Genomic DNA, 22,320 nt, shown 5'->3' with positions numbered 1-22,320 from the left:
CCCAACTGCGCGTGACTTCCCAAGCGATCCAGGAACTTCCCGACCCCACTACTGTCCCCACCGCGGGATTCGTACCCCGCCTTGCGGCCTTCGTCCTAGACTTTCTCCTGGTCTCTCCCCTGGTCTATGGTATGTACTATTTCCAGGTGGAGCAGCCGATGCTCTACGGCGTGATCGCGTGCTGGCTGGTCTACCATTTGTATAAACCGCTCACGGAGGCTCACTTCGGCTGCACGGCCGGCAAGGCTGCGCTACGGTTGCGGGTCGTGACCATGGGCGGTCGCCGGCGCATCACGTACAACCAGAGCTTCATCCGCTATCTCCCGTGGGCAATCTCGGCCTTCATCACGCTGTTCGTTTACATCCGGGTCATGCAGTCGCCCTCCTTTGCCGAAGTGGACGACGTGTGGTCGTACAGCAACTACATCAATGAATTCCCGCTGCAGCAGAATTTCTTCGTGAGCCTGGGAAATAACCTGCCTACCTTTTCGGCCGTCTGGATGATCATGGATCCATGGAACCGGACCCTGCACGATCGTTGGGCGCGCACCTTCGTAGTGTTCCATCAACCGGCGGAGGCCGGAGAAACCGAATAAGGCGGGGCGCTACTGATCCGCGAGGGAAAGGTCCTTCTCAACGGAATTGTATCCGGCGAAGACACCCAGCCCACTCTCGACATTATTGAAGAAAATCACTGGCTCCTCAAGCCCCATGGAGGGGTATTCGATGGGCAGGGCTAGGCTTCGCTGGTAGAAAAAGTACTCGGGCGAGACCGTGCGCAATTCGGCTACGACCCGGCCCAGCAGCTCGCGGTCCGGGTTCAGGCGACTCTGGAGCCGCAGGTTGACCGGCGGCGCCGGACCGCGATCCTGGAGTAGGAGGCTAATCGTGGGTTGCTCCGCAACGGGGTTCTGCGGGCTGCGGATAGATTTGATATACGGAGTACGCCGGATCGTGTCACCCGCGGCACTCACCTCAAAGGGAATGACCAGCTGGCTGATGCGCAGATCGTAGTAATTCGTTTCGTTTTCCGGGTCGGCGTAATCAACCGAAAGGGTGTAATCGCAAATTTGCTCGCCGGCCTCGGTACGGCGGCTTAGTTCCGAGACGGAAAGCGCCCGGATCGGCACCGACTCGGGGATCGAGGACACGGCCGTTACAGGATCGTAACCGGGGACCGATACGTGAATGGTATAATCGTGGCCGACTTCGGGGCGAAATGCAAGTGTCCGGTAGTACCCGCCTTGTCCACTCTCCTTATTTGGGTGGTAGGTAAGTTCCTCGGCCAGTTCGTTGCCCTCCAACAGGGAGACCTGGGCATCGGATATCTCGGTCACCGCGGCTCCGCCGCGCGGGCGGGTCGCCGTCACCGTTAGCGAAACGGGCTGGTGGGGGACGAAGCTTGAGTTGATGACGAGCCGGCTCTTGGGTATTTCGATGTCCAGCTCGATCGCTTCCTCACACGACCATAGCACGAACACTCCCAGGCACACGAGGCTGAGAGGACGTATGAGTCCGGCGAAGAGGGCTTTCCACATCGCCTGTAAAAATAGGGATTTGTCTACTGCCTTCCAAATGTTGGCCGGGCCGGGGCCCCGAAGGTGAGGTGGTAGCTGAGGGAGGGGAGGATCGGGGCGATATAGATCCGATAGAATTGTTCCCGGCTGACGGGGGCGTCGTCCTCCACGGAATACACGGGCCGCGTCTCATAGTATACGGGGTTGTGCCGGTTGTATACGTTATAGATGCCCAAGTCGATCGCGTGGGTGATATTGCTCTCCGAAGTACTCAACTCGGTGTGCAGGTTAAGATCGAAGCGGTGGTTGGGCGGCATGCGGAAGCCGTTTCGCTCCAGCACGACGGGAATATTCTCTGGCCCCTCGCTCGTCGGATTGGAGCGGGTCGCTACGCTTACGCTATAGGCCAGTCCCGATTCGTACCGCCAACTACCCGTGAGGGTGGTGCGCTCTCCGAGCTGATAAATTAAGAGAAGATTAACGGCGTGGCGCCGGTCGTACCGGAAGGGGAAGGTCATTCCCTGGTTGATTCGTCGGTCGAAGGTGCGGTCGCTGCGGGCTAGGGTATAGGTCAGCCAGCCCCGCAGGCGGCCGCGGCTGCGTTGCACGGAGGTTTCGAGTCCGTAGGCGCGGCCGGTTCCCGTACTGAGGTCGTCGATCCAGGTCTCGGAGTTTTGCCGGCCCTCGGCGTAAGCGACCAGCCCCTTCATTCGCTTGTGGTACAGGGATCCGGTAAGGTTCCAGTCCGGCTGCGGTCGCCAGGTCAGTTTACCGCTCACCTGGGGAGAGGTGGCCGGTGCGATCTGTTCGGTGGACGGGATCCAGAGGTCGGAGGGCAGTCCGATCACGAAGCTGTTCAGCAGGTGGACGGATTGTACCGTTCGGTCGTAGCTCAGTTGCCAGTCTACCTGCGGCGACAGCGGGCCCGCCAGCAGGAGGCGGGGGGAAAGGTTGAAGTAGTGGGCGTCCGCCGTTTGCCAGAGACTTGCGCGAATGCCCAGCCGATAGTACAGGTTGCGCCACTTACTGCTCACTGACAAATAGGGAGTCACTTCGACGGGGCGCTGGATAGCTTCGTTTCCGGGCCGCTCGTAGGTGCTGAGGCTGCTTTCGCTCGTCATCAGCTGGGGCAGGAAATGATGGACGCTGCCCTGCGCTCCGAAGCGAAGGTCCGTGGAGGACGTCACCCGGTGCTGACCGTCAAAGGCAATTCCCAACTGGCGGATTTCCGAGAAGTACATTCCGCTGAAGAGTTGCCCCTCGTAGATGCGATTGGATTGCTCAAGGATGCTGTCGTAGCGCTCGAAGGCGGAGCGCGTTTGAAGGTCGGAGTAGGAAACCCGGAAGTTGCCGAAGGTGCGGTCGCTGAATACGTGGTTGTAGCGGAGGGCTCCGACCGTATTGCCCCACCGGGCCCGTTCGGAGCGGTAGGTAGGAGTGGTGTACCGAAATTCCGTACCCGCTTCGTTCGTATGGCTTAAGGACTGGGATTGCCAGCTGTCGTTCTGGTAGTTATCGAGCCCGGTATACAGACTAAGGTATACGCGGCCCCGCTTGCCCGCTTTCTGGTTGAGTTTCAGGTTGAGGTCGTAGACATCGTAGTCGGTGGATCCACGCCGGCCCCGGTCTTGCTTGTACGCCTCGCTGAAGCGCTCGAGCAGTCGGCTCGCCCAGAAGTAGCGGCCGGTGACCAGGAATGAGCTTTCCCCTACCCGGATGGGGCCTTCGGCAGCCAGCTGACCGCTTAGTAAGCTGCTGCCTACCGTAAGCTCGTTGTTGTAGAGGTTTCCGTCGCGGGTGTGTACGTCCATCACTCCACCGATGCGTCCGCCGAAGCGCGCGGGCAGGGCGTCCTTGTACAGGTCGATACGGCGGATGGCCTGATTACTGAAGATGCTGAGCAGTCCGCCGGCGTGACTCAGCCCGTAAACGGGTACTCCATCGAGCAGAATGAGGTTGTGTCCCGCCTCGCTTCCGCGGATTAGGATGCCGCCGATCCCGTCGGCCCCGCTGGTCACTCCGGGTAGCAAGCGGGCAAGTTGCAGGGGATCGTCCTCCCCCGCAGCCCCTCCGAGCTGGGTCACTTCCGAGCGACCGATGCGGGTTCCGGTTTCAAAGTAGCGGGCTTCCCCTTCCGCTTCGGGAGAGGAGGTGACCAGCACCTGCGGCAATTCGCGGTTCGGTTGCAGCGCCAGGTCGAGGAGGGTATCGCCGCGGACCAGCAGGTCGACGTCCTGCGGCAGGTAACCGACGTAGGTGACCCGCGCGTACAGCCGGCCGCCGGTGACCGGCAGGGTATAGAAGCCGTATTCGTTGGTGTAGGTACCGCGGGCCTCTGCGGGCAACTGAACCGTGGCTCCGATGAGCCGCTCGCCGGTTTCCCGGTCGGAAACCATGCCGAAAAGCGTAAAGGATCGCTCGGTCAGGGCGGTATCGCTGAAGACGAGGTAGCCCGCCGCGCCGCGGCGGTACGTCAGGCCGGTACCGCCGAGTACCGCTTCCAGCCACGCCTCCGCCGTACGCTGACCGCGGGGCACGTTGACGGTAACCCCGGCAACCTGGTCGGGCCGGAAACTGAGTTGGGTACCGGCCACGGTAAGCTCCAGCAGAACTTCCTCTAGGGGCCGTTCGCCGGGGGTGAGGGTAAAATTATCGGGTAAGGTGTCGGCCTGGGCGAGAAGCGACACGAGGGAGCCGGCCACCAGCAACAGGGTGCAGAGGAGGCGGGACCAGGTCATATCCGGGCGTGTTTACTTGGAGCAGGTGCCGGTAAGCTCGAAATGTTTGCCATCAGTACCGGTGGAACGGACCTTGACCCCATTCAGTTCTGCGATATCTTCCAGTACCGAGCGGGCATCGGAGGTATGGTAGCTGGAGGTGACGGGAAAAGAGCAGGTGGTATCGTCCTTCCAGGTACAAACGATGCCCCAGTTATCGTTCAGGTAGACCAGAACCTGCTCGAAGGGGGTATGGTCGAAACGCAACTCACCCGTGCGCCACGCATGGTGATTCAGGTTGGGGGCTTCCTCGCGTTCCATGGAACCGCCATCGACGGCCAGCGCCGCTTCACGGGCCTTGACCTGCATCTCCCGGCCGGCGTGTTGGAGCAGTACGGTACCCTCGCTCACCTCCACTTCCAGCTCGGAGGAACGGGCCCGCAGATTGAATGCGGTACCGGTAACGCGCACGGACCCGACAGCGCTTGAAACGGTGAACGGGCGGTCGGCGTCGGGCGCAACTTCGAAGAAACCCTGACCGTCCAGGGTAAGGCGGCGCTCGGCGGTATTGAAATCGCTGGCGGAGTAATGAAGGACGCTGCCGCTCTGAAGCACCACGGAGCTTCCGTCGGGTAATTCGTAGGTGGCCAGCTGGCCGGTATCGTTGCGCAGCTCCGTCAAGCCCCGGTCGGCAAAAACAAAATAGCCGGCGGTAAGGAGCAGGAGCACGGCGGCGGCAATAGCGTATAGCCGGCCGTTGTTCCGCGGACGCAGGCGCCGGACGGGCGTCAGCCGACCGTGAAGGGCGCGCAAACCCTGTTCGACATCGGGGGTAAAATCCTCCCGGTAGTTCTTGACCAGCTGATCGATGTCGTTTTGTTCCAAGCTCATTAGGACGTTGCGTGAGTGTTAGCTTCGTCGGTGGGACCCCAAAGGTAGGCTACCCCCCCTAAGCGGATTGCGGGTGATGGCAGCATTTGGTCCGTCAGCTGACGGGTTGGGACTAATTTAAGCATATATACTGACAAAATAGGAGGACGAGTACCCCGAGCCATTCCCGCAGGAATTTGTACGCCCGGGTCATTTGATTTTCTACCGTTTTTACAGAAATATCCAGGGCATCAGCGATCTCACGGTGGCTCATGTGCTCCAGCTTGCTCATGACGAAGACCAAGCGACAACGCTCGGGGAGGCGGTCGATGGCGTGATTGATCCGTTGCCGGGTCTCCGCCGACTCCAGCCGGGCTCCGGGTTGTTGTTCCAGATCGGCGGCCAGTTCGGGCAGTTCCCCGTCGTCAACCGGGATGCGTTTGCGGTCGCGCAAATAGTTCAGGCTGCGGTTGCGCACTGCCCGTCGTAAATAGGCCCCGACGGACTGGGTGTCGGGCGGAAGGCTCAGCCGCTTGGTCCACAGCCGGGTGAAGGTCTCCTGTACGATATCCTCCGCCGCCGCCCCGTCGGCCACGAAGCGAACCGAAACCCGGCACAGGTCCACGTAGTACCGGCGGAAGAGCTCGTCGAGCGCGCCCGGGGCCCCATCCCGCAGGGAAGCAAACAGCTCGGTATCGGTATCGGTGGAGGTCGGTGGCATAGGTTGGAGTGGGTAAGGTAGTATATCTACGTAAAAGCAACAGGGTCTGGTGCCGGCCGAGCGCACACCGTATTTTAAGCTTTTAATAAAGTTGCTACCTTACGGCTTTGACTAGTTACCCGTGACCCAATCCCAAATGGCCAAACGCTGCGCATCCTTACTGCTCACTCTCTTTCTTCCGCTTCTCGCCTTCGCTCAGGACCCCGCGGTGCAAGCAGACCTGGAAACCCCCTCAGGTCCCACCATTGACGAAAAAATTCAGTCGGTTTTCGAGCCGGTCACCCGCGTGGTGGAGGGCATCGTATTCTATCCCGTGACCATTGCCGGCTTCGAAATCCCCTTCGTACTGCCCTGGCTGATTATCGGCGCCTTGGTCTTTACGGTCTACATGGGCTTCATTAATGTCACGGCCGTTAAGCACGCGCTGGACGTGGTGCGCGGTAAGTACGACGATCCGGACGACCAGGGGGAAGTATCGCACTTTCAGGCCCTGACCGCCGCCCTTTCGGGTACGGTAGGCGTCGGCAACATCGCCGGCGTAGCCTTCGCCGTCGCCCTCGGCGGTCCGGGCGCAACCTTCTGGATGATCATCGCCGGCCTGCTCGGTATGACGTCTAAATTCGTCGAGTGTACCCTCGGCCTCATGTACCGCGACGTACACGCCGACGGTTCCGTCTCCGGCGGCCCTATGTACTACCTGGACAAGGGTCTGCGCGAAAAGGGCCCGGGGTGGGCCGTCCTCGGTAAGGTACTGGCCGGCATGTTCTCCATTGCCTGTATCGGCGGCAGCTTCGGCGGAGGCAATATGGTACAGATCAACCAGGCTACCCAACAGCTGACCGAGGTTACCGGCGGGGTCGATAGCTTCTTCTACGGCCGGGGATGGATCTTCGGCGTAGCCATGGCCCTTACCGTAGGCCTCATCATCCTGGGGGGCATCAAAAGTATTGCCAAAGTAACCGATAAGGTTGTGCCCTTTATGGTGGGCGTCTATGTCCTGGGTGCCCTGGTGGTACTCGGCTACCACTTCACCGACATTCCCGCGGCCTTCGGTACGATCCTCGACGGTGCCTTCAACGCCGATGCGCTCTACGGCGGTATCATCGGGGTGCTCATACAGGGTTTCCGCCGCGCCGCCTTCAGCAACGAGGCCGGCGTCGGTTCCGCATCTATTGCTCACTCCGCCGCCAAGACCGACGAGCCGGTGAGCGAGGGCGTGGTGGCCCTGCTCGAGCCCTTCATCGATACGGTGGTCATCTGCACCATGACCGCCCTGGTCATCATCATCACCAACTACGGCGGTTACGGCGCCGAGGCCGCCTTCAACAACAAGGTGTCGGGTACGGTAGGGGATATCACCCTCACCAGTGCTGCCTTTGAATCCGTCATCAGCTGGTTCCCGGTGGTATTGAGCTTTGCGGTAATCCTCTTCGCCCTGTCGACCATGATCAGCTGGTCGTATTACGGGCTCAAGGCCTGGACCTACCTTTTCGGTGAGTCCAAAATCAACGAAGCTATTTACAAGATCCTCTTCTGCATCTTCGTCGTCATCGGCTCGGCCATCTCCGCCTCCGCCGTCTTCGACTTCGGTGACGCCATGATCTTTGCGATGTGTTTTCCCAACGTGGCCGGTCTGTACATTCTGATGCCCAACGTGCGTCGGGCCCTGCGCAGCTACCGGTCGCGCATTGCCAGTGGCGAGATCGCCCGGTACGACTAACGCACCCGCGGTAGCGCCCCATAGAAACGCCCCGTACATCAGCTGATGTACGGGGCGTTTCTGTGTGGGGCGGTAGTAGGAAAACCTACCGGCTGGCCTCGGTCTCGGTGGGGTCGGCCTCCAGCGTAAAGGTGCGGCGGACGGGGTTGAGGGGGGCGTCCACGATGCTGTCGCCCTGCATCAGGGTCAGCGTCACGGTGTTTTCTCCCATGGGAAGTCCGGTGATGTAGTAGGGCTTCCACTCCTCGATCGTGAAGTCCTTTCCGTTAATGGTCGCCTTCACCGTGTAATCACCGCTACCAATGGTGGCGTTGACGGGGTAAAAGTCAAGCATTACGTTCTCGGTCTGCTCGCGACCCACGTAAGTGCCCTTGGGGCGGCTGTAGAATAGCATGGGGTCGGTGATGTCTTCCTCGCTGGTGAAGTTGTTGTTGGCTACGTTGACCTTCACGGCGCGGTGGGCTTCGTCGCTCTTGATGGATTCGTGGTAGCTGCGGCTGAGGAAGGTGAGGATGTGGTGCTCACCGTCGGCCATCGGCTCGTCGAACGTAGGCTGGTACTGTGCGATGTAGGGCTCGTTGTCGATGATGAGGTGGACGTGCTGCCCCTTGTCCGAGTTGGCACACATCAGCTGGCTGGCATCGTCGGTGATTTTGCCGAAGGTGTAGCCGCTTACGTCGTAGTTAAAGGTCCCGTCGCTGTAGTTCCAGTCGTCGATGCTGGCGTTGGGGAAGCCTTCGGTCGGGGGCATGTCGGTCAGGTCAATAGCGGAATTATCGGGGTTGCCGGTGCCGATCATGGCACCGTCCTCCTCGGAGTTGCCGCCCTGGTCCATTTCGGTTTCTTTAGTGTCTCCACCGCAGGCGGCAAGGAGAAGCAGGCTGAGGAAAAGTGTAGATAGCGTCTTCATACATGTGGTTTAAGTAACTGTTTTGCCCGGTGGGGCGTTAATGGTAGAAGTAAAAACTCAACCGTTAGTTCGTGACCAAGCGCTCAGACATCATAGAATTGCAGGTAGACGGGATGGATTGCAACAATTGCGCCATGTCGATCCAGCGGTACCTCGAGCGCAAGGGACTGGAAGACGTGATGGTCAATTTTCAGACCCGTGAGGTGCGCTACCGGCGCGACGATGCGGCGCTGGACGCAGGTGCGGTGAAGGAGGGTATCCGCAAGCTGGGCTATACCGTGGTCGAAGATTCTTCCGACGGGGCCGTGGCCGAGGCCGCGGGGCTTACGGCACGACAGCGGCTTCTGATCTGCGCGGGTTTTACGCTCCCGTTGCTGCTCAATCATTTCCTGATGGTGGCGGGGGTGGCTTCTCCCCTCGACAACGGCTGGGTACAGCTGGCCCTGGCGGCTCCGGTCTACCTGGTCGGGGGCCTGCACTTCGGCCGGTCGGCCTGGTCGGGCCTGCGTACTGGCATGCTGAACATGGACGTGCTTATCTTTCTCGGCGCCACGGCGGCCTTCGTCTACAGCCTCATCGGGCTGTACTGGCAGAACCCGCAGTACTACTTCTTCGAGACGGCGGCTACCATCATCACCCTGGTGCTGGTCGGCAATTGGCTGGAGGCGCGGGCCGTCGAACGGACCACCACCTCCATCGGGGCACTCACCGCTCTCAAGGAAGAGCGGGCCTGCGTACTGATGTCCAGCGGCACGCTGGTAACGCTGCCCGTCGACGAGGTCAGACCGGGCAGTCGGGTGCGCGTGAATACCGGTGACCGCATCCCCCTCGACGGTATCCTCCGCGAGGGAACCCTGAGCGTCAACGAAGCGATGCTGACCGGCGAAAGCCTTCCCGTAGAGAAGCGGGTGGGGGAAACCCTCCTCGGCGGGAGTACCGTGGTGGCCGGACAAACGACCTACGAAGTCACGGAGGCCTACCGCGACGGTACCCTGGCCCGCATCATCGAGCTCGTCAAGACCGCCCAGCGCGACAAGCCGGAACTGCAGCGCCTCGCCGACCGCATCAGCGCGATCTTCGTGCCGGTGGTGATCGGGATCAGTCTGCTCACCTTTGTCGTGGGCTGGCTCACGGGCTACGCCACCGCTACCCAGGCGCTGATGAACGCAATCGCCGTACTGCTCATCTCCTGCCCCTGTGCAATGGGACTGGCTACACCTACCGCCGTGATGGTCGGGGTGGGCCGCCTGGCGCGGACCGGAATGCTCATCCGCGGCGGGAGCACCGTGGAGACGCTGGCCGGCATCCGCCAGATGGTATTCGACAAAACCGGGACCCTGACTACCGGCGAGTTGGAAATTGGCTCCTTTACCGTCGTACCCGAGGCCGATTCCGCCCTCGTTTACCGCCTGGTCTTCGAGCTGGAGGGGTTCAGCAGCCACCCTATCGCTCATTCGGTCCGTAATTACCTCTGGAAACAGGAAATGGCCCACCCCGAAAGCGACGCCTACCGGGCGTTCGCGGGTGACCTCACCGTAGAGGAGACGCCCGGCCGCGGGCTGACGGCCGGCGATTTTTACCTCGGTGCGGTGCGGGGCGACGGCCCGGAAGCAGATGTGGTACTCAAGCGCGGGGATACCGTGCTGGCCTGGTTTACCCTGGTCGATACCGTCCGTCCCGGCGCCCGCGAGGTCATCCGCGACCTGCACGAGCAAAACATCACTACCGCTTTGCTTACCGGCGACCGCCGGGCCAAGGCGGAACGCGTCGCCCGGGCGGTGGGCATCGACGAGGTCTACGCGGAGCAGCGCCCCGAGCAGAAACTGGAGCAGATCACCCGCCTCAGCGAGCAGGCCCCCACCGCAATGGTAGGGGACGGCATCAATGACGCCGCCGCCCTGAGCCGTGCCGACCTGGGCATCAGCCTGGGGGGGGCTAGCGCCGCCGCCCTGGATGCGGCGCAGGTCGTGCTAATGCGCGACGAACTTTCGGTCCTGGTAGAAGGCCGACGGATCGCCGCTCTGACGGTGCGGACGATCCGGGAGAGCCTGTTTTGGGCGTTCAGCTACAACATCGTGGCCATTCCACTGGCCGCGCTCGGTTACCTGAATCCTATGTGGGCCGCGCTCTTCATGGCCTTTTCCGACGTCGTGGTGATCGGCAACGCGGTACGGCTCAAGTCCCGCTAGCCGTGGAGACCGACCGACCGAATACCCCGCGTCCCGGGCGCGGCGCACAGCTCAATCCCGACAATCCCTACCACAACCTGCGGTACGACGAGCTGCCCGACCCGGAGGACGCGTTGCGGACCGAATACATCCCCACCCACCCCAAAACGATCCTGAACAAGATCACGAGTCCAGACCTGGGTGAGGGCTACGGCCTCAACAGTTATCAGGGGTGTGAGCACGGCTGTGTGTACTGCTTCGCCCGCACCACCCATACCTACTGGGGCTACAGCGCGGGCCTCGACTTCGAAACCAAGGTGCTGTACAAGGCCGAGGCACCGGCACTCCTGCGGGCGGCCCTTCGCAAGAAGTCTTATGTACCGTTTCCGATCATGATGTCGGGTAATACGGACAGTTACCAGCCAGCGGAGCGCAAGTTCCAACTCACCCGTCGCTGCCTGGAGGTACTCAACGAGTTTCGCCACCCCGTGGGCCTCATCACCAAAAACAGCCTCATCATACGCGATCTTGATCTGCTGCGGGAACTGGCGGCCGAGAACCTGGTGCACGTCTGTTTCAGCATCACGACCCTCGACGAGGACGTGCGCCGAATGCTGGAACCACGCACGGCCAGTATCGCCCAGCGCTTCCGCGCGGTGGAGACGCTTAGTGCGGCCGGCATCCCTACCATGGTGAACATAGCACCGGTCATTCCCGGCCTCACCGACCACGAGCTGCTGGGCATCGCCGAGCGGGCCGCCGCCGCCGGGGCCCGGAAGATCGGCTACAGCCTGGTACGCCTTAACGACCAGATCGGGGAGATTTTTACGGATTGGGTACACAAGACATACCCGGACCGCGCGGACCGCATCCTTAACCGCATTCGGGATACCCGCGGTGGGGAGCTCGGCGAAAAGCGGTTCGGTATCCGCCACCACGGGGAGGGTGCCCTGGCCGAACTCATTGGCCAGCAGTACCGCCTGGCCAAGCGGAAATTCTTTGCCGTCCCCCGGCCGTGGCCGGCCTACGACTTCGAACCCTTCGAACGGGGAAGGCGGCCACCGCAGCTTTCGCTCTGGTAGGCGGGTACACAATAAGCAGCGGAGAAAAGCATTTAAATGGCTGTCGACTTTATTACCGCCTGCGCATGACCCCAACCCGCCTTTTGCTGGTATTCCTGGCCTGTACCTTTCTGTCTTATAGTCCCGCTGAGGCCCAGCGCCGGCGCAAAACCGAGGAGCCGGTCTGGCCCCCCGAGCGCGGCTACAGCCGGTTGCACCTGGGCGGGGCGCTGCAGGACGTTTTCGAGCGGCACTACTCCTTTTGCGGCTTTGCCCAGCCTGCCGGGCGTCGCGATTATACCCCTCCAAACATCGCTTCCTTCCTGGGGAAGCGTACGCTGCGTACCCGCGTCGAAAAGGCCAACATCAACGGGGGCAATCTTCTCAGTTACGTATTCTCCGCGGCTGAAACCTCGGCCGCGCTCGACGACATCCACTACAGTCCCGGCAAACTGCTGTTCCCCGAAGAGCTGGGTGTAAATCTGTTGCCGCAGCCGCGTGATGGGTTTGACAGCTTCGTCCTCACCAAAAATTGCGGCGGGTACCTTAAAGCTTCGCTGGACGCCGGTCTCAAGCCCCCCTACGCCGCCTTCGCGGCCGCCCTCGATACCGACGCCCGCCGCAGCAGTAGCGTGCTCGCCATGGCGGGAAGCTTCGAGAGTCCGCTGTCGGAAGTGCTGGGAGCCAACGACGCACGGACCACCGAATTGATGGTCCACCTCTGGCAATTCTACCAGGAGCACCCCGAGTACGGCGGAGAAGCCTACTACCTGCGACAGTTCGACGGGATCGCCATCAAGCACCTGACCGAGAGCCAGGAAGTCATCGCCGCCGAGCAGTCGGTTGGCCTCAATGTTTCCCTGCCCTTATCCGCCAAGATTAATAGCCAGCTAAGCCACCGGCGCGAAAGCACCAATGACTTCGCCGCCAGCGACTGGGAAACCATCGTCTACACCGACTTCGCGGGGCCGTATACCCGGGAAAGCATGTACTACCGCCTTCCCGGTCCGGCGGAGATCGCCGACTACTTCGCCACGACGGGCGCGGTGGCGGTGGATGTGTCCCCCCTCCGGGAGGCGGCCAGTCACCAGCAGACCGTGGTGGTGCGGGGACTGCCGGCGAGCCTCGCCGGTGCCGGCTGGGAACTCCATAACCTGACCGGGGCGGCGTACGCAACGCCACCAAGTCTGTCGGTGCAGGCGGCGGAAACGGGATTGGCCTTTACGGTGACGGGCTACACCGCTCCGGAGATATTCCATACGGGCAGCCGTACTCCCGTACCCATGTCCTACGAGCTGGTGTTGCCGGCGCGGGGGCCCGTGTTGCCACTGCGCATCCCCGTAGGGCAGGACCTGACCGTCTCGGCGCATCCCCTCGTCGACCTGGCCGGCTCGCGCTTCGAATTGCACCGCCGGAATACCGGTCAGTACGCCTTTCAGTGGCACCTTACGCTCAACATAGAAGATCAGGAGAACCCGCTGGACGCCGCAGGCCGCTTCGATGCCCGCTCCCTGCGCATTGGAACCGTCGGCGATACGGTGCTCGACGCACGGGTGGTGGAGGCTACTTATGATGCCCGCCGCGCCGTACTCAGCGTGACCCTGGAGAGCGAGCGCAGCTGGCCGCTACAACTCATCGACGACCGCACGATGCGCACGTTCCATGTGGAGGCGGAACTCAATCTACCGGTAAAGGATGGATACAGCGTATGCCGGCGGCCGCTTAGTGCCCGCCTCGCCGTACCGCGCATCGTGGTGCCTGCCACCCCTTCGCTGCCCCCTAGCCGTTTATCCCCGGATCCTGTGCAAGGTTGAAGAATTCGTCGAGGGCGGGGGTGATGACGATCTCGGTCCGCCGGTTCCGGGCGCGACCCTCGGCAGTTCCGTTATCGGCGCGCGGGTCGTTATCGGCGCGGCCGGCGGCGGTAAGCCGGTAGGGGTCGACGCCGAAGTCGGTGACCAGTTCCCGTACCACGGCGGCGGCCCGCATGGTGCTCAATTCCCAGTTGTCCTTGATGGAATTGCTGCGGATGGGCACGTTGTCGGTGTGTCCCTCCACGATGATGCTGAGGTCGCTGTGGTCGTTGAGTACGCGGCTCACCTTGTCCAGTACCCGTTCCGAGGCGGGGTTCAGGCGGGAGGATCCGCTGGCGAACAGCAGGTTGTCGCTGATGCTCACGTGGACCTTGCCGCCGCGGACCTCTACGTGTACGTCATCGTCGTTGATGTTGTCAAGGCTGCGCTTGAGGTTCATCACCAAGGCCAGGTTCATGCTGTCCTTGCGCTGGATACTGCGGTTAAGCTCGTTGATACGGCTGGTTTGCCCGCTGATGGACTGCAGGCTTTCGCGGATGCTGGTCGCGCCTTCCTTACTGATCACGGAGAGGTCTTCCATCCGGTTGAGCAAATCGCCGTTGGTCTGCTGCACGCTGGCCAGCTGCCCCTGGAGGAGTTCATTCTCGCGCTCGGCGCTGCTGAGCTTGGTCTCCAGCTCGGTGATCTTGGATTTGTTACAGCTGAGCAGGGGAAGCAGCAGCAGGGCGATGGTCAGGTATTTCATTTGGTATACGTTTAGGCTGCAATAACGCGGATATTCGCGATAGCGCATCCGGAGACGGTCAGGATTCGAAGATCACCTCGGTGGCCCCGTAACCGTATTTAGGGTGGTATTCGTTCGCGAATTTCTTTACGAAGGGGGTATGTTCCAGCTTCCGGTGCAGTTCGGTCTTGAGGATGCCGTTGCCCAGTCCGTGTACGATGACGACACGCTCGACGTCGAGGCGCAGCGCCTTGTCGATGAAGCGGTCGAAGTGTTCCAGCTGGGTGGAAAGGACCTTGTCGCGGGCTATTGCCTTGGGATCTTCGACCAGGGCCTCTAGGTGGAGGTCGAGCACCGGGTTGAAGGCGTTGCGGGCTTCCAGGCTGGAGAGCCGAGGCGGTGCGGCGGCGCTCTGCGGCTGCTTCTTGAGCTGGGCGCGCGTCAGTTCCCGCAGGCTGGTACCGCTGTTGCGGTCGGCTACGGAGACCGCTTCCAGGTGGGGAAAGACCGTGAACAGGTGAGCCCCGCGGCTGAGTTCCGGCACTTCACGGTAGCTGCTGAAGAACTGCTTGGGGCGCACCTTTACCTGGTGAAAGTGCCTCGGCCCGGTACCTCCTTCCACGACCGCCCGTACGTCAAGGTCTACGGCCAGCCGTTCGTTGAGGAAGCCGTAGGGAACGTCGGCCAGGGATTTTTTCTCGTAGGCGCCCAGGGGGCCGAACTTGGAGGTGCGCGACCGTTCTCCGGTCAGTACCTTGATTTCATAAAGGATCTTGCTCCCCGTACCGTTTATGAGGTACAGCTGGTACCGTTCGGGCTCACCGGATTCGTCGAAAATCGGATCGAAGGCGAGGTGAATACCCGTATCGTGGGTGCTATTCCGGCGTTCGGAGGGGGCATCGGGGGCGGGGGTGTCGGCGGCGGTGGAGCTGCCGTCGAGGGGGGCCATGGCGTGGCCCGGTACGGGCAGGTGGCCCAGGCCGCCGTCGAGCCGGACCTGGAACATGTCCTTTTCGAGGACGGCGGATACGGTTCCGGATTTTCCGGTGCGCAACAGGGTGACGCGGTCGCCGGTAGTAAAGGTCATGGCGGGCTTGCTTGAGTTGTCTGTGTAAAGGATTGCCGGCCCCCGAAGTTGTGCCGACCTCCCGATTTGCTTGCCTACCTTGGCGGCATGTCCGCACCCTCATCCCCGCGGTGGCGCCTGGCCCAGTTTTTGGAGTTACGCTGGTGGCGCCGCTACCTCCGTCGGCGCCCCCCGGGAGAATATCTCCGCGACAAGCGCGCCTACTGGCAGCGGGTGCTCGATCAGCTGGAGTGGGAGGTGCAACCCGGGGTCCGGACCCTGGACGCCGGTTGCGGGCCGGCGGGTATCTTCATTCTGCTGCACGACCGGCAGCGCATCACGGCCCTGGATCCCCTCCTGGTGCAGTACGAGGAGCTACCGGTGTTCGACCGGGCCCACTATCCCGCGGTCCGTTTCCTGCCGTTGCCCCTGGAGGCCGCCGGGCGCCTGGACCCCTACGACTGTATCTACTGCTTCAACGCCATCAATCACGTCGCGGACTGGGAGCAGTGCCTCGACCGGCTCACCCAGCTGGCCCGGCCTGGTACCCGCATGATCCTTAGCAGCGACGTACACCGGTTCGGCGCGCTTTATCACCTGTTCCGGGCCGTACCCGGCGACGCCCTCCATCCGCAGCAGCACCGCCCCGCTGCCTACCGGGAGGCGCTGCGCCGTCGTGGCTGGCGGATCGAGCGGGAAACGCTGTTGCGCACGACCCCGATCTTTGACTACCGGGCATGGGTTTGTCAGTGGGAAGGGAGTTCGTCCGGATCCGTATAGCGCCGGAAACGCTGCGTGAAGCGTGGACTTTCGGTCCCCATCCATTTGTCCCAGAAGGTGAAGTATAGCCCGAAGTTGTACCGGGCCTGCTTGTGGTGCACGTCGTGGTGGGTGGCACCGATGAGGCCGCGGAGCAGCGGCAGGCGACCCCAGGAGGCGGGAAATACCTCGACACCCGCGTGGTTGATGGTGGCCGAGAGGGTCATCACCGCCAGCAGGGTCAGGAACGCCAGGGCGTGCATGGGGATGAGCAGCACGCTCAGGGGGAGGAATACCGCCTGCAACAGGGCTTCGAGGGGGTGGAAGCTGAAGGCGGTCCAGGCCGTAGTTTCGATGCTCTCGTGGTGCCACCGGTGGACGCGCTCGTAGATGCCCGGGCGGTGCATCCAGCGGTGGACCCAGTAGTAGTAGGTTTCTTGGATGAGCAGGAAGAGTACCGGTCCCGCGACAAGCCACCAAACGTCCCGGCCCGAATCCAGACTCAGGTACAGGCGGGTATACCCCTCCTGCCACAGGAAGAGTACGGCAATTCCGAACACGGCAAAGATGAGGGAAACGACGGCCGACCGCCAGATCTCCCGCTGCACCTGCGCTCCGGCGCCCACTTCGTAGTGAAAAATGCGGTGGCGCAGCCGCTCGCGCAGGCGGAGGCGCAGCAGGTAGTGGTAGCCGCCGCTGAAGAGGAGGTAACGCAGAAAGATGACGCCGAATAGCGCCCCGATCCAGAATAGCCAGTGGGAGAGCATGGCGAGGGGGTTAAAAGGGGTAGCCGGCTGCCGAAGGGGAAACCGGTGCGGCTGCGGACCGCGTCCGTATCTTAGCGTTCCGGCCAGCTGCCGGCAACCTCAACAGCGAACCTTGCTCCGCATCCGCAAATATACCACCCTCCTGCTGCCGCTACTCCTGCTGGCGTGTACCACTCCCCGTATGACGAATGCCCCCGTCCCCCCATTCGACTGGCAGGGACACCGCGGTGCCCGCGGCCTCCTGCCCGAAAACACCATTCCCGCATTTCTGCGCGCGCTTAGCTACCCCGAGGTCGTCACGCTCGAGCTAGACGTGGTCATCTCGTCCGACGACCGGGTAATCGTCTCCCACGATCCCTACATGGAACCTACGCTCTGCCAGACCCCCGATGGCGGACGCATTACGGATACCGTCAGCCTGCGACAGCTGACCGCCCGCGAGATCGAGGCCTACGACTGCGGCCAACTGCCGCACCCCCGCTTCCCCGAACAGCAGCGTCGGCCCGCCGCGAAGCCTACGCTAGCCGCCGTCTTTGCTGCCGTAGACCGCTACTGCGTGCAGCAGGGGCGACCCACGCCCCGCTACAACATTGAACTTAAATACCAGCCCGACTGGGAGCCGGCCCTGGTCCCCGACCGGGAAACCTTCGCGCGCCTGGTGCTGGAGGACGTAGCCGCCTGGGGTAAGCCCGAGCTGGTGAATCTGCAGTGCTTCGATCCCCCGACCCTGGCCGTGCTGCACCGCCTAGCGCCGGACATCTCCCTGGCTTACCTCGACGAAGCCCCGGGTGGGGTCGGCGAGAAGATGGAAGCGCTGGGCTTCGTCCCCGAAATTTACAGTCCCTGGGAGCAGGGCCTCACTACCGAGGTGGTGGAAGCGGCCCATGCGCTGGGCATGCGGGTGATTCCCTGGACCGTGAACCAGGTCGACCGGATGGAGGTCCTGGTAGGCATGGGCGTCGACGGGATCATCACGGACTATCCGGACCGCATCGCCGGGGTGAGCACGGGACGCTGATGGTTCGCCCGCTGTCCCCCCTCATCTTTTTACTGCTTTTCCTGGCCTGCAACCGGGCCCCGGCTCCCGTACGCACCGCCGCGGCGCGCGAGCTGCCCGCCGACTTTCTGCGCGGCATGACATTCGCCCACGAGGGCTACCGCGGTCATAACGGGTACGGAGGGGATCTGGTGGGACCTTCGATCGACAGCCTTAAAAAATTGAATGTCAATGCGATAGCTATCGTGCCCTATACCTTTATGCGTGACCCGCACCGCATCGATTCCCTGCCGGTGCCGGGGCACTACGGCGCGGAGAACGACAGCGCCGTGCGCTTTTCGATCCGGCAAGCGCACGACCGCGGGTTCAGCATCATGCTCAAGCCGCAGATCTGGATACGGGGTGCGTGGCCCGGAGAGGTGGATTTCACTACGGACGCAGATTGGGACCGCTTCTTCGACGCCTACGGGGCATGGATGCACCACTACGCCGTCATGGCCGAGGCGGAAGGCATCGAGGCCCTCTGCATCGGCACCGAACTGGTGCAGACCACCCGCAAGCACCCCGCCCGCTGGCGGCAGCTGATCGCCGAGCTACGGCAGGTGTACGGGGGGCGGCTCACGTACGCCGCCAACTGGGGCGAGGAGTTCGAGGGACTGTCCTTCTGGGAAGACCTGGATGCCATGGGGTTGAACAGCTACTACCCGCTCTCAACCGCGGAGGCTCCCACGGATGCCGACTTACTGGCGGGCGCGCGGCGGTGGATGCAGCTGGCGGACAGCATAAGCCGCGTTCACGAGCGGCCCCTCTGGCTGACCGAGGTCGGATACCGCTCGGTAGACCGCGCCTGGCAGAACCCCCACGCGGAGGCCGCGGACCGGGGTGAAAGCCTGGAGACTCAGGCGCGGTGTTACGTCGCCCTGTCGACCGCGGCCCGGGAATCGGACCGGCTGCAGGCCATGTTCGTTTGGAAGTGGCCGTCGTACCTGGGCCACCGGGAGAGCCGGGACGAGCGGCAGACCGGGTTTGTCCCCGGGGGTAAGCCGGCTGCGGATATTCTTACGCGGCTCTACGCGTATCCTTCCACAGCGGTTACTCCAGGGTCGTAACCACGAGATCGTCGAGTAGGAGGGGCGGCTGCGAAGATCCGCCGTTCCAGACCGCCACCGCCACTGAGTCGGCTCCCTCGTAGGGTGCCCGGGCTTCGATGGCTATCCGGCGTTGGGAACTGTAGTTCAGGACGCGGTGTACGCGCACGATGCGTTCCTTGACCCGTTCGCCTCCCGCATAGAAGCGCAGCACGAATTGGGCGGACTGGTGAATATTCCACCGCTGGTTGGGGGACAGGAAGGTGGCCTCGGCCCGTACCCACTGTCGGGCACCGAAGGGCCCCGGCACGTGAAATTCTTCCGTCCCCTGCATATCACCCGTCAGGCAGTATGCGCCGCGGCCGTTCAACGGTTCCAGTCCGCAGTCCGCGGGGGAGTGGTCTTCAAAACCCGTTTGGTAGAGGGTATCGGACCGGACGACCGTGCCCCGGAAGAACTCGGGATTATCCAGCAGCAGCTTGTCGTCGTGGTCGATGTCGAAGGTGAAGAGCGTCCGCCAGTAGTAGGAGCGGTTCATCCACTCCGTGACGAAGAGTCCGCCCCGGTGGGCCTGGTGGGTGAACCACAGGTTGTGGGCTACGCAGAAGACGACCAGGGCCGCGAGTCCCAGTTTCACCCACCTGCGGCGTTGGCCGGCCCACGTCAGCGTAGCCGCCAGTGGAAAAGCCAGCACGGCGTAGGCCTGTACCATGGTGCGCTGACCGAGGCTGCCCCCGTACCACCAAATACTCCATGAAAAGGCGACGTAGATGAAGAGCAGAAAGTGAAGCAGCGTGGCGGGAAGCAGGTCAGGCCGCTGTTTCCAGAGCGCGATAAATCCGAACACGGCCAGCCACATAACCGGGGTGTAGGTAAGCCAGCCAGCCTTGTAGCTGAACAGTCCGTTAACTAGATGAGGGCGCAGGAAGTCAAATCCCTGGTCCTGGTAGCTGTACTCAATCCAGCTGCCCGTCACGTATTTCCAATAGACGAGTTGCAGGGAACCTACAAGTATGCACAGGGCCGCCGCCACGGCCACGCCGCCCAGCTGGCGACGGAGAAAGTCAATGCGCTGCCGGACCCCCGCCCGGGTAGGGGGCATGCCCCACAGTAGCGGGATCAGTACGGCCAGGATCTCGGTGGGCCGCGTAAGCGCCATCAGGCCGATCAGCAGGCCGACCACCGGAAACAGGTAAGGGGCGGGCCCGCGGGTGCGGGGAACGTACAGCCGATGGGAGGCGTACAGCAGCAAGGCATAGAGGGTGAAGACGTAGTTGTGCGTCATGGCCCCGTCGATGGCCGTATAGTTGAGGTAGTTGGTTCCCAACGTGATGATCAGCAGGCTAAGGGCAACCGCCGTTTCCGGGAAGTACGGCCGCAAAGTTCGCATCAGCACGAAGAGCCCCAGAAAACCTACCAGCAGGCTCCACGCGGAAATCGCCACCTGGTAGGGCCGCGAAAATCCGTCCGCGGGATAGGCATCCACGGCGCTGGCGTATAGGTGCCCCACCACGAAGGCCGGCAGGTAGAGCACGGCCTGCCCCACGCTGTATTTCATCACCTGATTGCCGTTGGCGTGCGCGTAGGTCTGGTAGGGATCGTAGGTCGGTGCGTAGGTTTCGATGATATCGGGTAGAAAGGTAACTTCCCGCAGGTCATCGTAGATGAAGGCGGCGGGCAGGTACAGATAGTAACCCGAGACATCGTAACTCAGGGTAGCCTCGGTACCGGCGTGCTGCCATTTGGGATAGTACAGATTGGTTGCCACCAGTACGAGGTAGCAGATACAGAGCGCCAGGGGAGCGGATACCTTCACGGCCGTGAAGGTACGGACCGCCGGGCCTTAGTACCTTAGGGCGGACAAATCCCTCGCCCATGCGTACCCTCTGCCTGTTCGTTGTTCTGCTCTGCGGAGCTTTCCTCGCCGCTCAGCCGACCATGCCCGCCATCCTTACCCTCCGGGAACAGGGAGAACTCCGCGATCGGTGGCTGCAGGAGCGGTTCGCCACGGTGGTACCGGAGCTGATGCGGCGGGAGGGTATCGACATGTGGGTGATGATCACCCGCGAGTACAACGAGGACGCCGTGGTCAAAACGCTGCTGCCGAGTACCTGGATGGGAGCCCGCCGAACGACCATGCTGCTGGTGTACGATCCCGGCGACGGACAGCCCCTAGAAACCCTGGCCTGCGCGCGCTACGACGTCGGCGACGTATTTAAAAAAGCCTGGGACGCCGAGGCCCAGCCGGATCAGTGGAAACGGCTGGCCGAACTGATCGCCGAGCGGAACCCCCAAAAGATCGCCGTCAATCGAAGCGCGGAATTCGGCCTCGCCGACGGTATCAGCAGCTACCACTACGACCGCTTACGGGAGGTGCTGCCCGACGACCTGTCCGATCGCGTGGTTTCGGGCGAAAACCTGGCCATCGGGTGGCTCGAAACCCGCACCCCCGGTGAGATGGTCGTGTACCGCCAGATCATGCAGATCGCCCATACCATCATCCGGGAAGCCTTCAGCGAGGCGGTGATCCAGCCCGGGGTCACGACCACCGAGGATGTCGTCTGGTACCTGCGGGAGCGCACGCGCGAACTCGGCCTGGGCACCTGGTTTCACCCGACGGTCGACGTGCAACGCACCGAAGGCGAGGAGTTGTACGGCTTTAGCGGCCGGCCGGAAGCCGAGGTGATCCAGCCCGGCGACCTGCTACATTGCGACTTTGGTATTACCTATTGCGGACTAAACACCGACACCCAGGAGAACGCCTACATCCTGCGCCTGGGAGAGACGGAAGCGCCCGGCCACCTCGTGGCCGCCCACCGGCAGGGCCTGCGCCTCATGGACCTGCTCACCGAACGTTACCGCAATGGTACGACCGGAAACGAGCTACTGCTCTCCACCCGGGAGGCGGCCGAAGCGGAAGGCATCCGACCAAGCATCTACAGTCACCCGATCGGCTTCCATGGCCACGGAGCGGGACCAACCATCGGGCTTTGGGATCAGCAGGAAGGAGTACCCGTGAACGGGGACTACCCGGTCTATCCGAATACCGCGTACAGCATCGAGCTCAACCACACGATCTACCTCCCGGAATGGAAGAAGGAGGTACGGATCATGCTGGAGGAAGATGGCTTCTGGGACGGTGAGGAATTTCGGTACATCAATGGGCGGCAGGAAGAACTCTACCTGGTCCCCCGGCAGACGGGGAATACCGACCGGGCGCGTCGCTAGCGAAGGGCTATCCTTTCGTTGCCGCGGAATCCATCCGGTCGAGATTGGCCTGCCGGTCCGTGGCAAAGCGGATCAGCGACTGTCCGGTCTGACCCGTGAGTCGCTGGAGAATGTGGGCCGAGGTGAAGGAGGGGGTCGTACGCTGCATGGCGGATAGCTTATGCAGTAAAAATACGGCCTGTTTGTTTATAAA

Annotated in this window: 19 protein-coding genes; 9 read left to right on the top strand and 10 right to left on the bottom strand. The window is 62.4% G+C overall.

The annotated features are described in order from the left end of the window. The first annotated feature begins 11 nt into the window (after positions 1 to 11). On the top strand, positions 12 to 596 hold the full coding sequence (locus DQG19_RS01765; protein ID WP_157974268.1) for an RDD family protein: 585 nt from the start codon (positions 12 to 14) through the stop codon (positions 594 to 596). Between the two features lie 9 nt (positions 597 to 605). Here DQG19_RS01765 and DQG19_RS01760 read toward each other — a convergent pair whose 3' ends face one another. The 4 genes from DQG19_RS01760 to DQG19_RS01745 form a co-directional block, all read right to left on the bottom strand. After that, entirely contained in the window at positions 606 to 1,538 is a 933-nt protein-coding gene (locus tag DQG19_RS01760) for a DUF4249 domain-containing protein (protein ID WP_116124499.1), read from the bottom strand. A gap of 23 nt (positions 1,539 to 1,561) precedes the next feature. Further along, entirely contained in the window at positions 1,562 to 4,255 is a 2,694-nt protein-coding gene (locus DQG19_RS01755) for a TonB-dependent receptor (RefSeq protein ID WP_116124498.1), read from the bottom strand. A 12-nt stretch (positions 4,256 to 4,267) separates the two neighbouring features. Then, positions 4,268 to 5,125 carry a FecR family protein gene (locus DQG19_RS01750; protein ID WP_116124497.1) on the bottom strand — a complete coding sequence of 286 codons (858 nt, stop codon included), beginning with the start codon at positions 5,123 to 5,125 and terminating at the stop codon, positions 4,268 to 4,270. Positions 5,126 to 5,237: 112 nt separating this feature from the next. Beyond that, complete coding sequence (locus tag DQG19_RS01745) at positions 5,238 to 5,825, bottom strand: RNA polymerase sigma-70 factor (RefSeq protein WP_116124496.1); 588 nt, start codon at positions 5,823 to 5,825, stop codon at positions 5,238 to 5,240. Between the two features lie 136 nt (positions 5,826 to 5,961). On the opposite strand from DQG19_RS01745, the gene DQG19_RS01740 reads away from it, so the two are divergent. Further along, positions 5,962 to 7,545: an alanine/glycine:cation symporter family protein gene (locus DQG19_RS01740; RefSeq protein ID WP_116125163.1), complete on the top strand. Its 1,584-nt coding sequence runs from the start codon at positions 5,962 to 5,964 to the stop codon at positions 7,543 to 7,545. A gap of 85 nt (positions 7,546 to 7,630) precedes the next feature. On the opposite strand, the gene DQG19_RS01735 is transcribed toward DQG19_RS01740, so the two are convergent. Continuing rightward, positions 7,631 to 8,455, bottom strand: coding sequence for a phosphopeptide-binding protein (locus DQG19_RS01735; RefSeq protein ID WP_116124495.1), 825 nt, complete (start codon positions 8,453 to 8,455; stop codon positions 7,631 to 7,633). A gap of 71 nt (positions 8,456 to 8,526) precedes the next feature. Here DQG19_RS01735 and DQG19_RS01730 point away from each other — a divergent pair, with 71 nt between their 5' ends. The 3 genes from DQG19_RS01730 (at position 8,527) to DQG19_RS01720 (ending at position 13,498) form a co-directional block, all read left to right on the top strand. After that, positions 8,527 to 10,644 carry a heavy metal translocating P-type ATPase gene (locus DQG19_RS01730; protein ID WP_116124494.1) on the top strand — a complete coding sequence of 706 codons (2,118 nt, stop codon included), beginning with the start codon at positions 8,527 to 8,529 and terminating at the stop codon, positions 10,642 to 10,644. A gap of 2 nt (positions 10,645 to 10,646) precedes the next feature. Beyond that, positions 10,647 to 11,705 (top strand): PA0069 family radical SAM protein, encoded by a 1,059-nt coding sequence (locus tag DQG19_RS01725; RefSeq protein ID WP_116124493.1) that lies wholly within the window; start codon positions 10,647 to 10,649, stop codon positions 11,703 to 11,705. Between the two features lie 65 nt (positions 11,706 to 11,770). After that, positions 11,771 to 13,498, top strand: a complete 1,728-nt coding sequence (locus DQG19_RS01720; RefSeq protein WP_116124492.1) for a hypothetical protein — start codon at positions 11,771 to 11,773, stop codon at positions 13,496 to 13,498. On the opposite strand, the gene DQG19_RS01715 is transcribed toward DQG19_RS01720, so the two are convergent. Together DQG19_RS01715 and DQG19_RS01710 are read right to left on the bottom strand one after the other, a co-directional pair. After that, a complete protein-coding gene (locus DQG19_RS01715; protein WP_116124491.1) occupies positions 13,464 to 14,243 on the bottom strand; it encodes a flagellar motor protein MotB in 780 nt (259 codons plus the stop codon). The two genes, DQG19_RS01720 and DQG19_RS01715, sit on opposite strands and share 35 nt — an antisense overlap. 58 nt (positions 14,244 to 14,301) lie before the next feature. Beyond that, the gene (locus tag DQG19_RS01710; RefSeq protein ID WP_116124490.1) at positions 14,302 to 15,309 is read right to left on the bottom strand and encodes a Smr/MutS family protein; all 1,008 of its coding nucleotides are present in this window, start codon (positions 15,307 to 15,309) and stop codon (positions 14,302 to 14,304) included. A gap of 87 nt (positions 15,310 to 15,396) precedes the next feature. Here DQG19_RS01710 and DQG19_RS01705 point away from each other — a divergent pair, with 87 nt between their 5' ends. After that, positions 15,397 to 16,068, top strand: a complete 672-nt coding sequence (locus tag DQG19_RS01705; protein WP_116124489.1) for a class I SAM-dependent methyltransferase — start codon at positions 15,397 to 15,399, stop codon at positions 16,066 to 16,068. On the opposite strand, the gene DQG19_RS01700 is transcribed toward DQG19_RS01705, so the two are convergent. Continuing rightward, positions 16,035 to 16,814, bottom strand: a complete 780-nt coding sequence (locus tag DQG19_RS01700; protein ID WP_116124488.1) for a sterol desaturase family protein — start codon at positions 16,812 to 16,814, stop codon at positions 16,035 to 16,037. The two genes, DQG19_RS01705 and DQG19_RS01700, sit on opposite strands and share 34 nt — an antisense overlap. A 112-nt stretch (positions 16,815 to 16,926) precedes the next feature. Here DQG19_RS01700 and DQG19_RS01695 point away from each other — a divergent pair, with 112 nt between their 5' ends. Together DQG19_RS01695 and DQG19_RS01690 are read left to right on the top strand one after the other, a co-directional pair. Then, on the top strand, positions 16,927 to 17,832 hold the full coding sequence (locus DQG19_RS01695) for a glycerophosphodiester phosphodiesterase family protein (protein ID WP_157974267.1): 906 nt from the start codon (positions 16,927 to 16,929) through the stop codon (positions 17,830 to 17,832). Then, positions 17,832 to 18,920 (top strand): glycoside hydrolase family 113, encoded by a 1,089-nt coding sequence (locus DQG19_RS01690; RefSeq protein WP_116124487.1) that lies wholly within the window; start codon positions 17,832 to 17,834, stop codon positions 18,918 to 18,920. Before DQG19_RS01695 ends, DQG19_RS01690 begins: the two co-directional genes overlap by 1 nt. On the opposite strand, the gene DQG19_RS01685 is transcribed toward DQG19_RS01690, so the two are convergent. Continuing rightward, positions 18,904 to 20,715, bottom strand: a complete 1,812-nt coding sequence (locus DQG19_RS01685; RefSeq protein WP_116124486.1) for a hypothetical protein — start codon at positions 20,713 to 20,715, stop codon at positions 18,904 to 18,906. The two genes, DQG19_RS01690 and DQG19_RS01685, sit on opposite strands and share 17 nt — an antisense overlap. Positions 20,716 to 20,774: 59 nt before the next feature. Between DQG19_RS01685 and DQG19_RS01680 the strand changes: the two genes are divergently transcribed. After that, positions 20,775 to 22,127 (top strand): M24 family metallopeptidase, encoded by a 1,353-nt coding sequence (locus DQG19_RS01680; RefSeq protein ID WP_116124485.1) that lies wholly within the window; start codon positions 20,775 to 20,777, stop codon positions 22,125 to 22,127. Between the two features lie 7 nt (positions 22,128 to 22,134). Here DQG19_RS01680 and DQG19_RS20725 read toward each other — a convergent pair whose 3' ends face one another. Next, on the bottom strand, positions 22,135 to 22,275 hold the full coding sequence (locus tag DQG19_RS20725; RefSeq protein WP_157974266.1) for a hypothetical protein: 141 nt from the start codon (positions 22,273 to 22,275) through the stop codon (positions 22,135 to 22,137). Positions 22,276 to 22,320: the final 45 nt, after the last annotated feature.

The organism is Lewinella sp. IMCC34183, assembly GCF_003390915.1.
Lineage (GTDB): Bacteria > Bacteroidota > Bacteroidia > Chitinophagales > Saprospiraceae > Neolewinella.
The sequence above is the reverse complement of the archived record's forward strand: the minus strand, read 5'-3'. Positions and strand labels throughout refer to the sequence as shown.

Bases quoted from the DNA above. Each gene is read 5' to 3' on its own strand.
- DQG19_RS01760 (WP_116124499.1), bottom strand. From the start codon at position 1,538: ATGTGGAAAGCCCTCTTCGCCGGACTCATACGTCCTCTCAGCCTCGTG.
- DQG19_RS01735 (WP_116124495.1), bottom strand. From the start codon at position 8,455: ATGAAGACGCTATCTACACTTTTCCTCAGCCTGCTTCTCCTTGCCGCC.
- DQG19_RS20725 (WP_157974266.1), bottom strand. From the start codon at position 22,275: ATGCAGCGTACGACCCCCTCCTTCACCTCGGCCCACATTCTCCAGCGA.
- DQG19_RS01700 (WP_116124488.1), bottom strand. From the start codon at position 16,814: ATGCTCTCCCACTGGCTATTCTGGATCGGGGCGCTATTCGGCGTCATC.
- DQG19_RS01680 (WP_116124485.1), top strand. From the start codon at position 20,775: ATGCGTACCCTCTGCCTGTTCGTTGTTCTGCTCTGCGGAGCTTTCCTC.
- DQG19_RS01745 (WP_116124496.1), bottom strand. From the start codon at position 5,825: ATGCCACCGACCTCCACCGATACCGATACCGAGCTGTTTGCTTCCCTG.
- DQG19_RS01705 (WP_116124489.1), top strand. From the start codon at position 15,397: ATGTCCGCACCCTCATCCCCGCGGTGGCGCCTGGCCCAGTTTTTGGAG.
- DQG19_RS01710 (WP_116124490.1), bottom strand. From the start codon at position 15,309: ATGACCTTTACTACCGGCGACCGCGTCACCCTGTTGCGCACCGGAAAA.
- DQG19_RS01720 (WP_116124492.1), top strand. From the start codon at position 11,771: ATGACCCCAACCCGCCTTTTGCTGGTATTCCTGGCCTGTACCTTTCTG.
- DQG19_RS01755 (WP_116124498.1), bottom strand. From the start codon at position 4,255: ATGACCTGGTCCCGCCTCCTCTGCACCCTGTTGCTGGTGGCCGGCTCC.
- DQG19_RS01690 (WP_116124487.1), top strand. From the start codon at position 17,832: ATGGTTCGCCCGCTGTCCCCCCTCATCTTTTTACTGCTTTTCCTGGCC.
- DQG19_RS01740 (WP_116125163.1), top strand. From the start codon at position 5,962: ATGGCCAAACGCTGCGCATCCTTACTGCTCACTCTCTTTCTTCCGCTT.
- DQG19_RS01715 (WP_116124491.1), bottom strand. From the start codon at position 14,243: ATGAAATACCTGACCATCGCCCTGCTGCTGCTTCCCCTGCTCAGCTGT.
- DQG19_RS01750 (WP_116124497.1), bottom strand. From the start codon at position 5,125: ATGAGCTTGGAACAAAACGACATCGATCAGCTGGTCAAGAACTACCGG.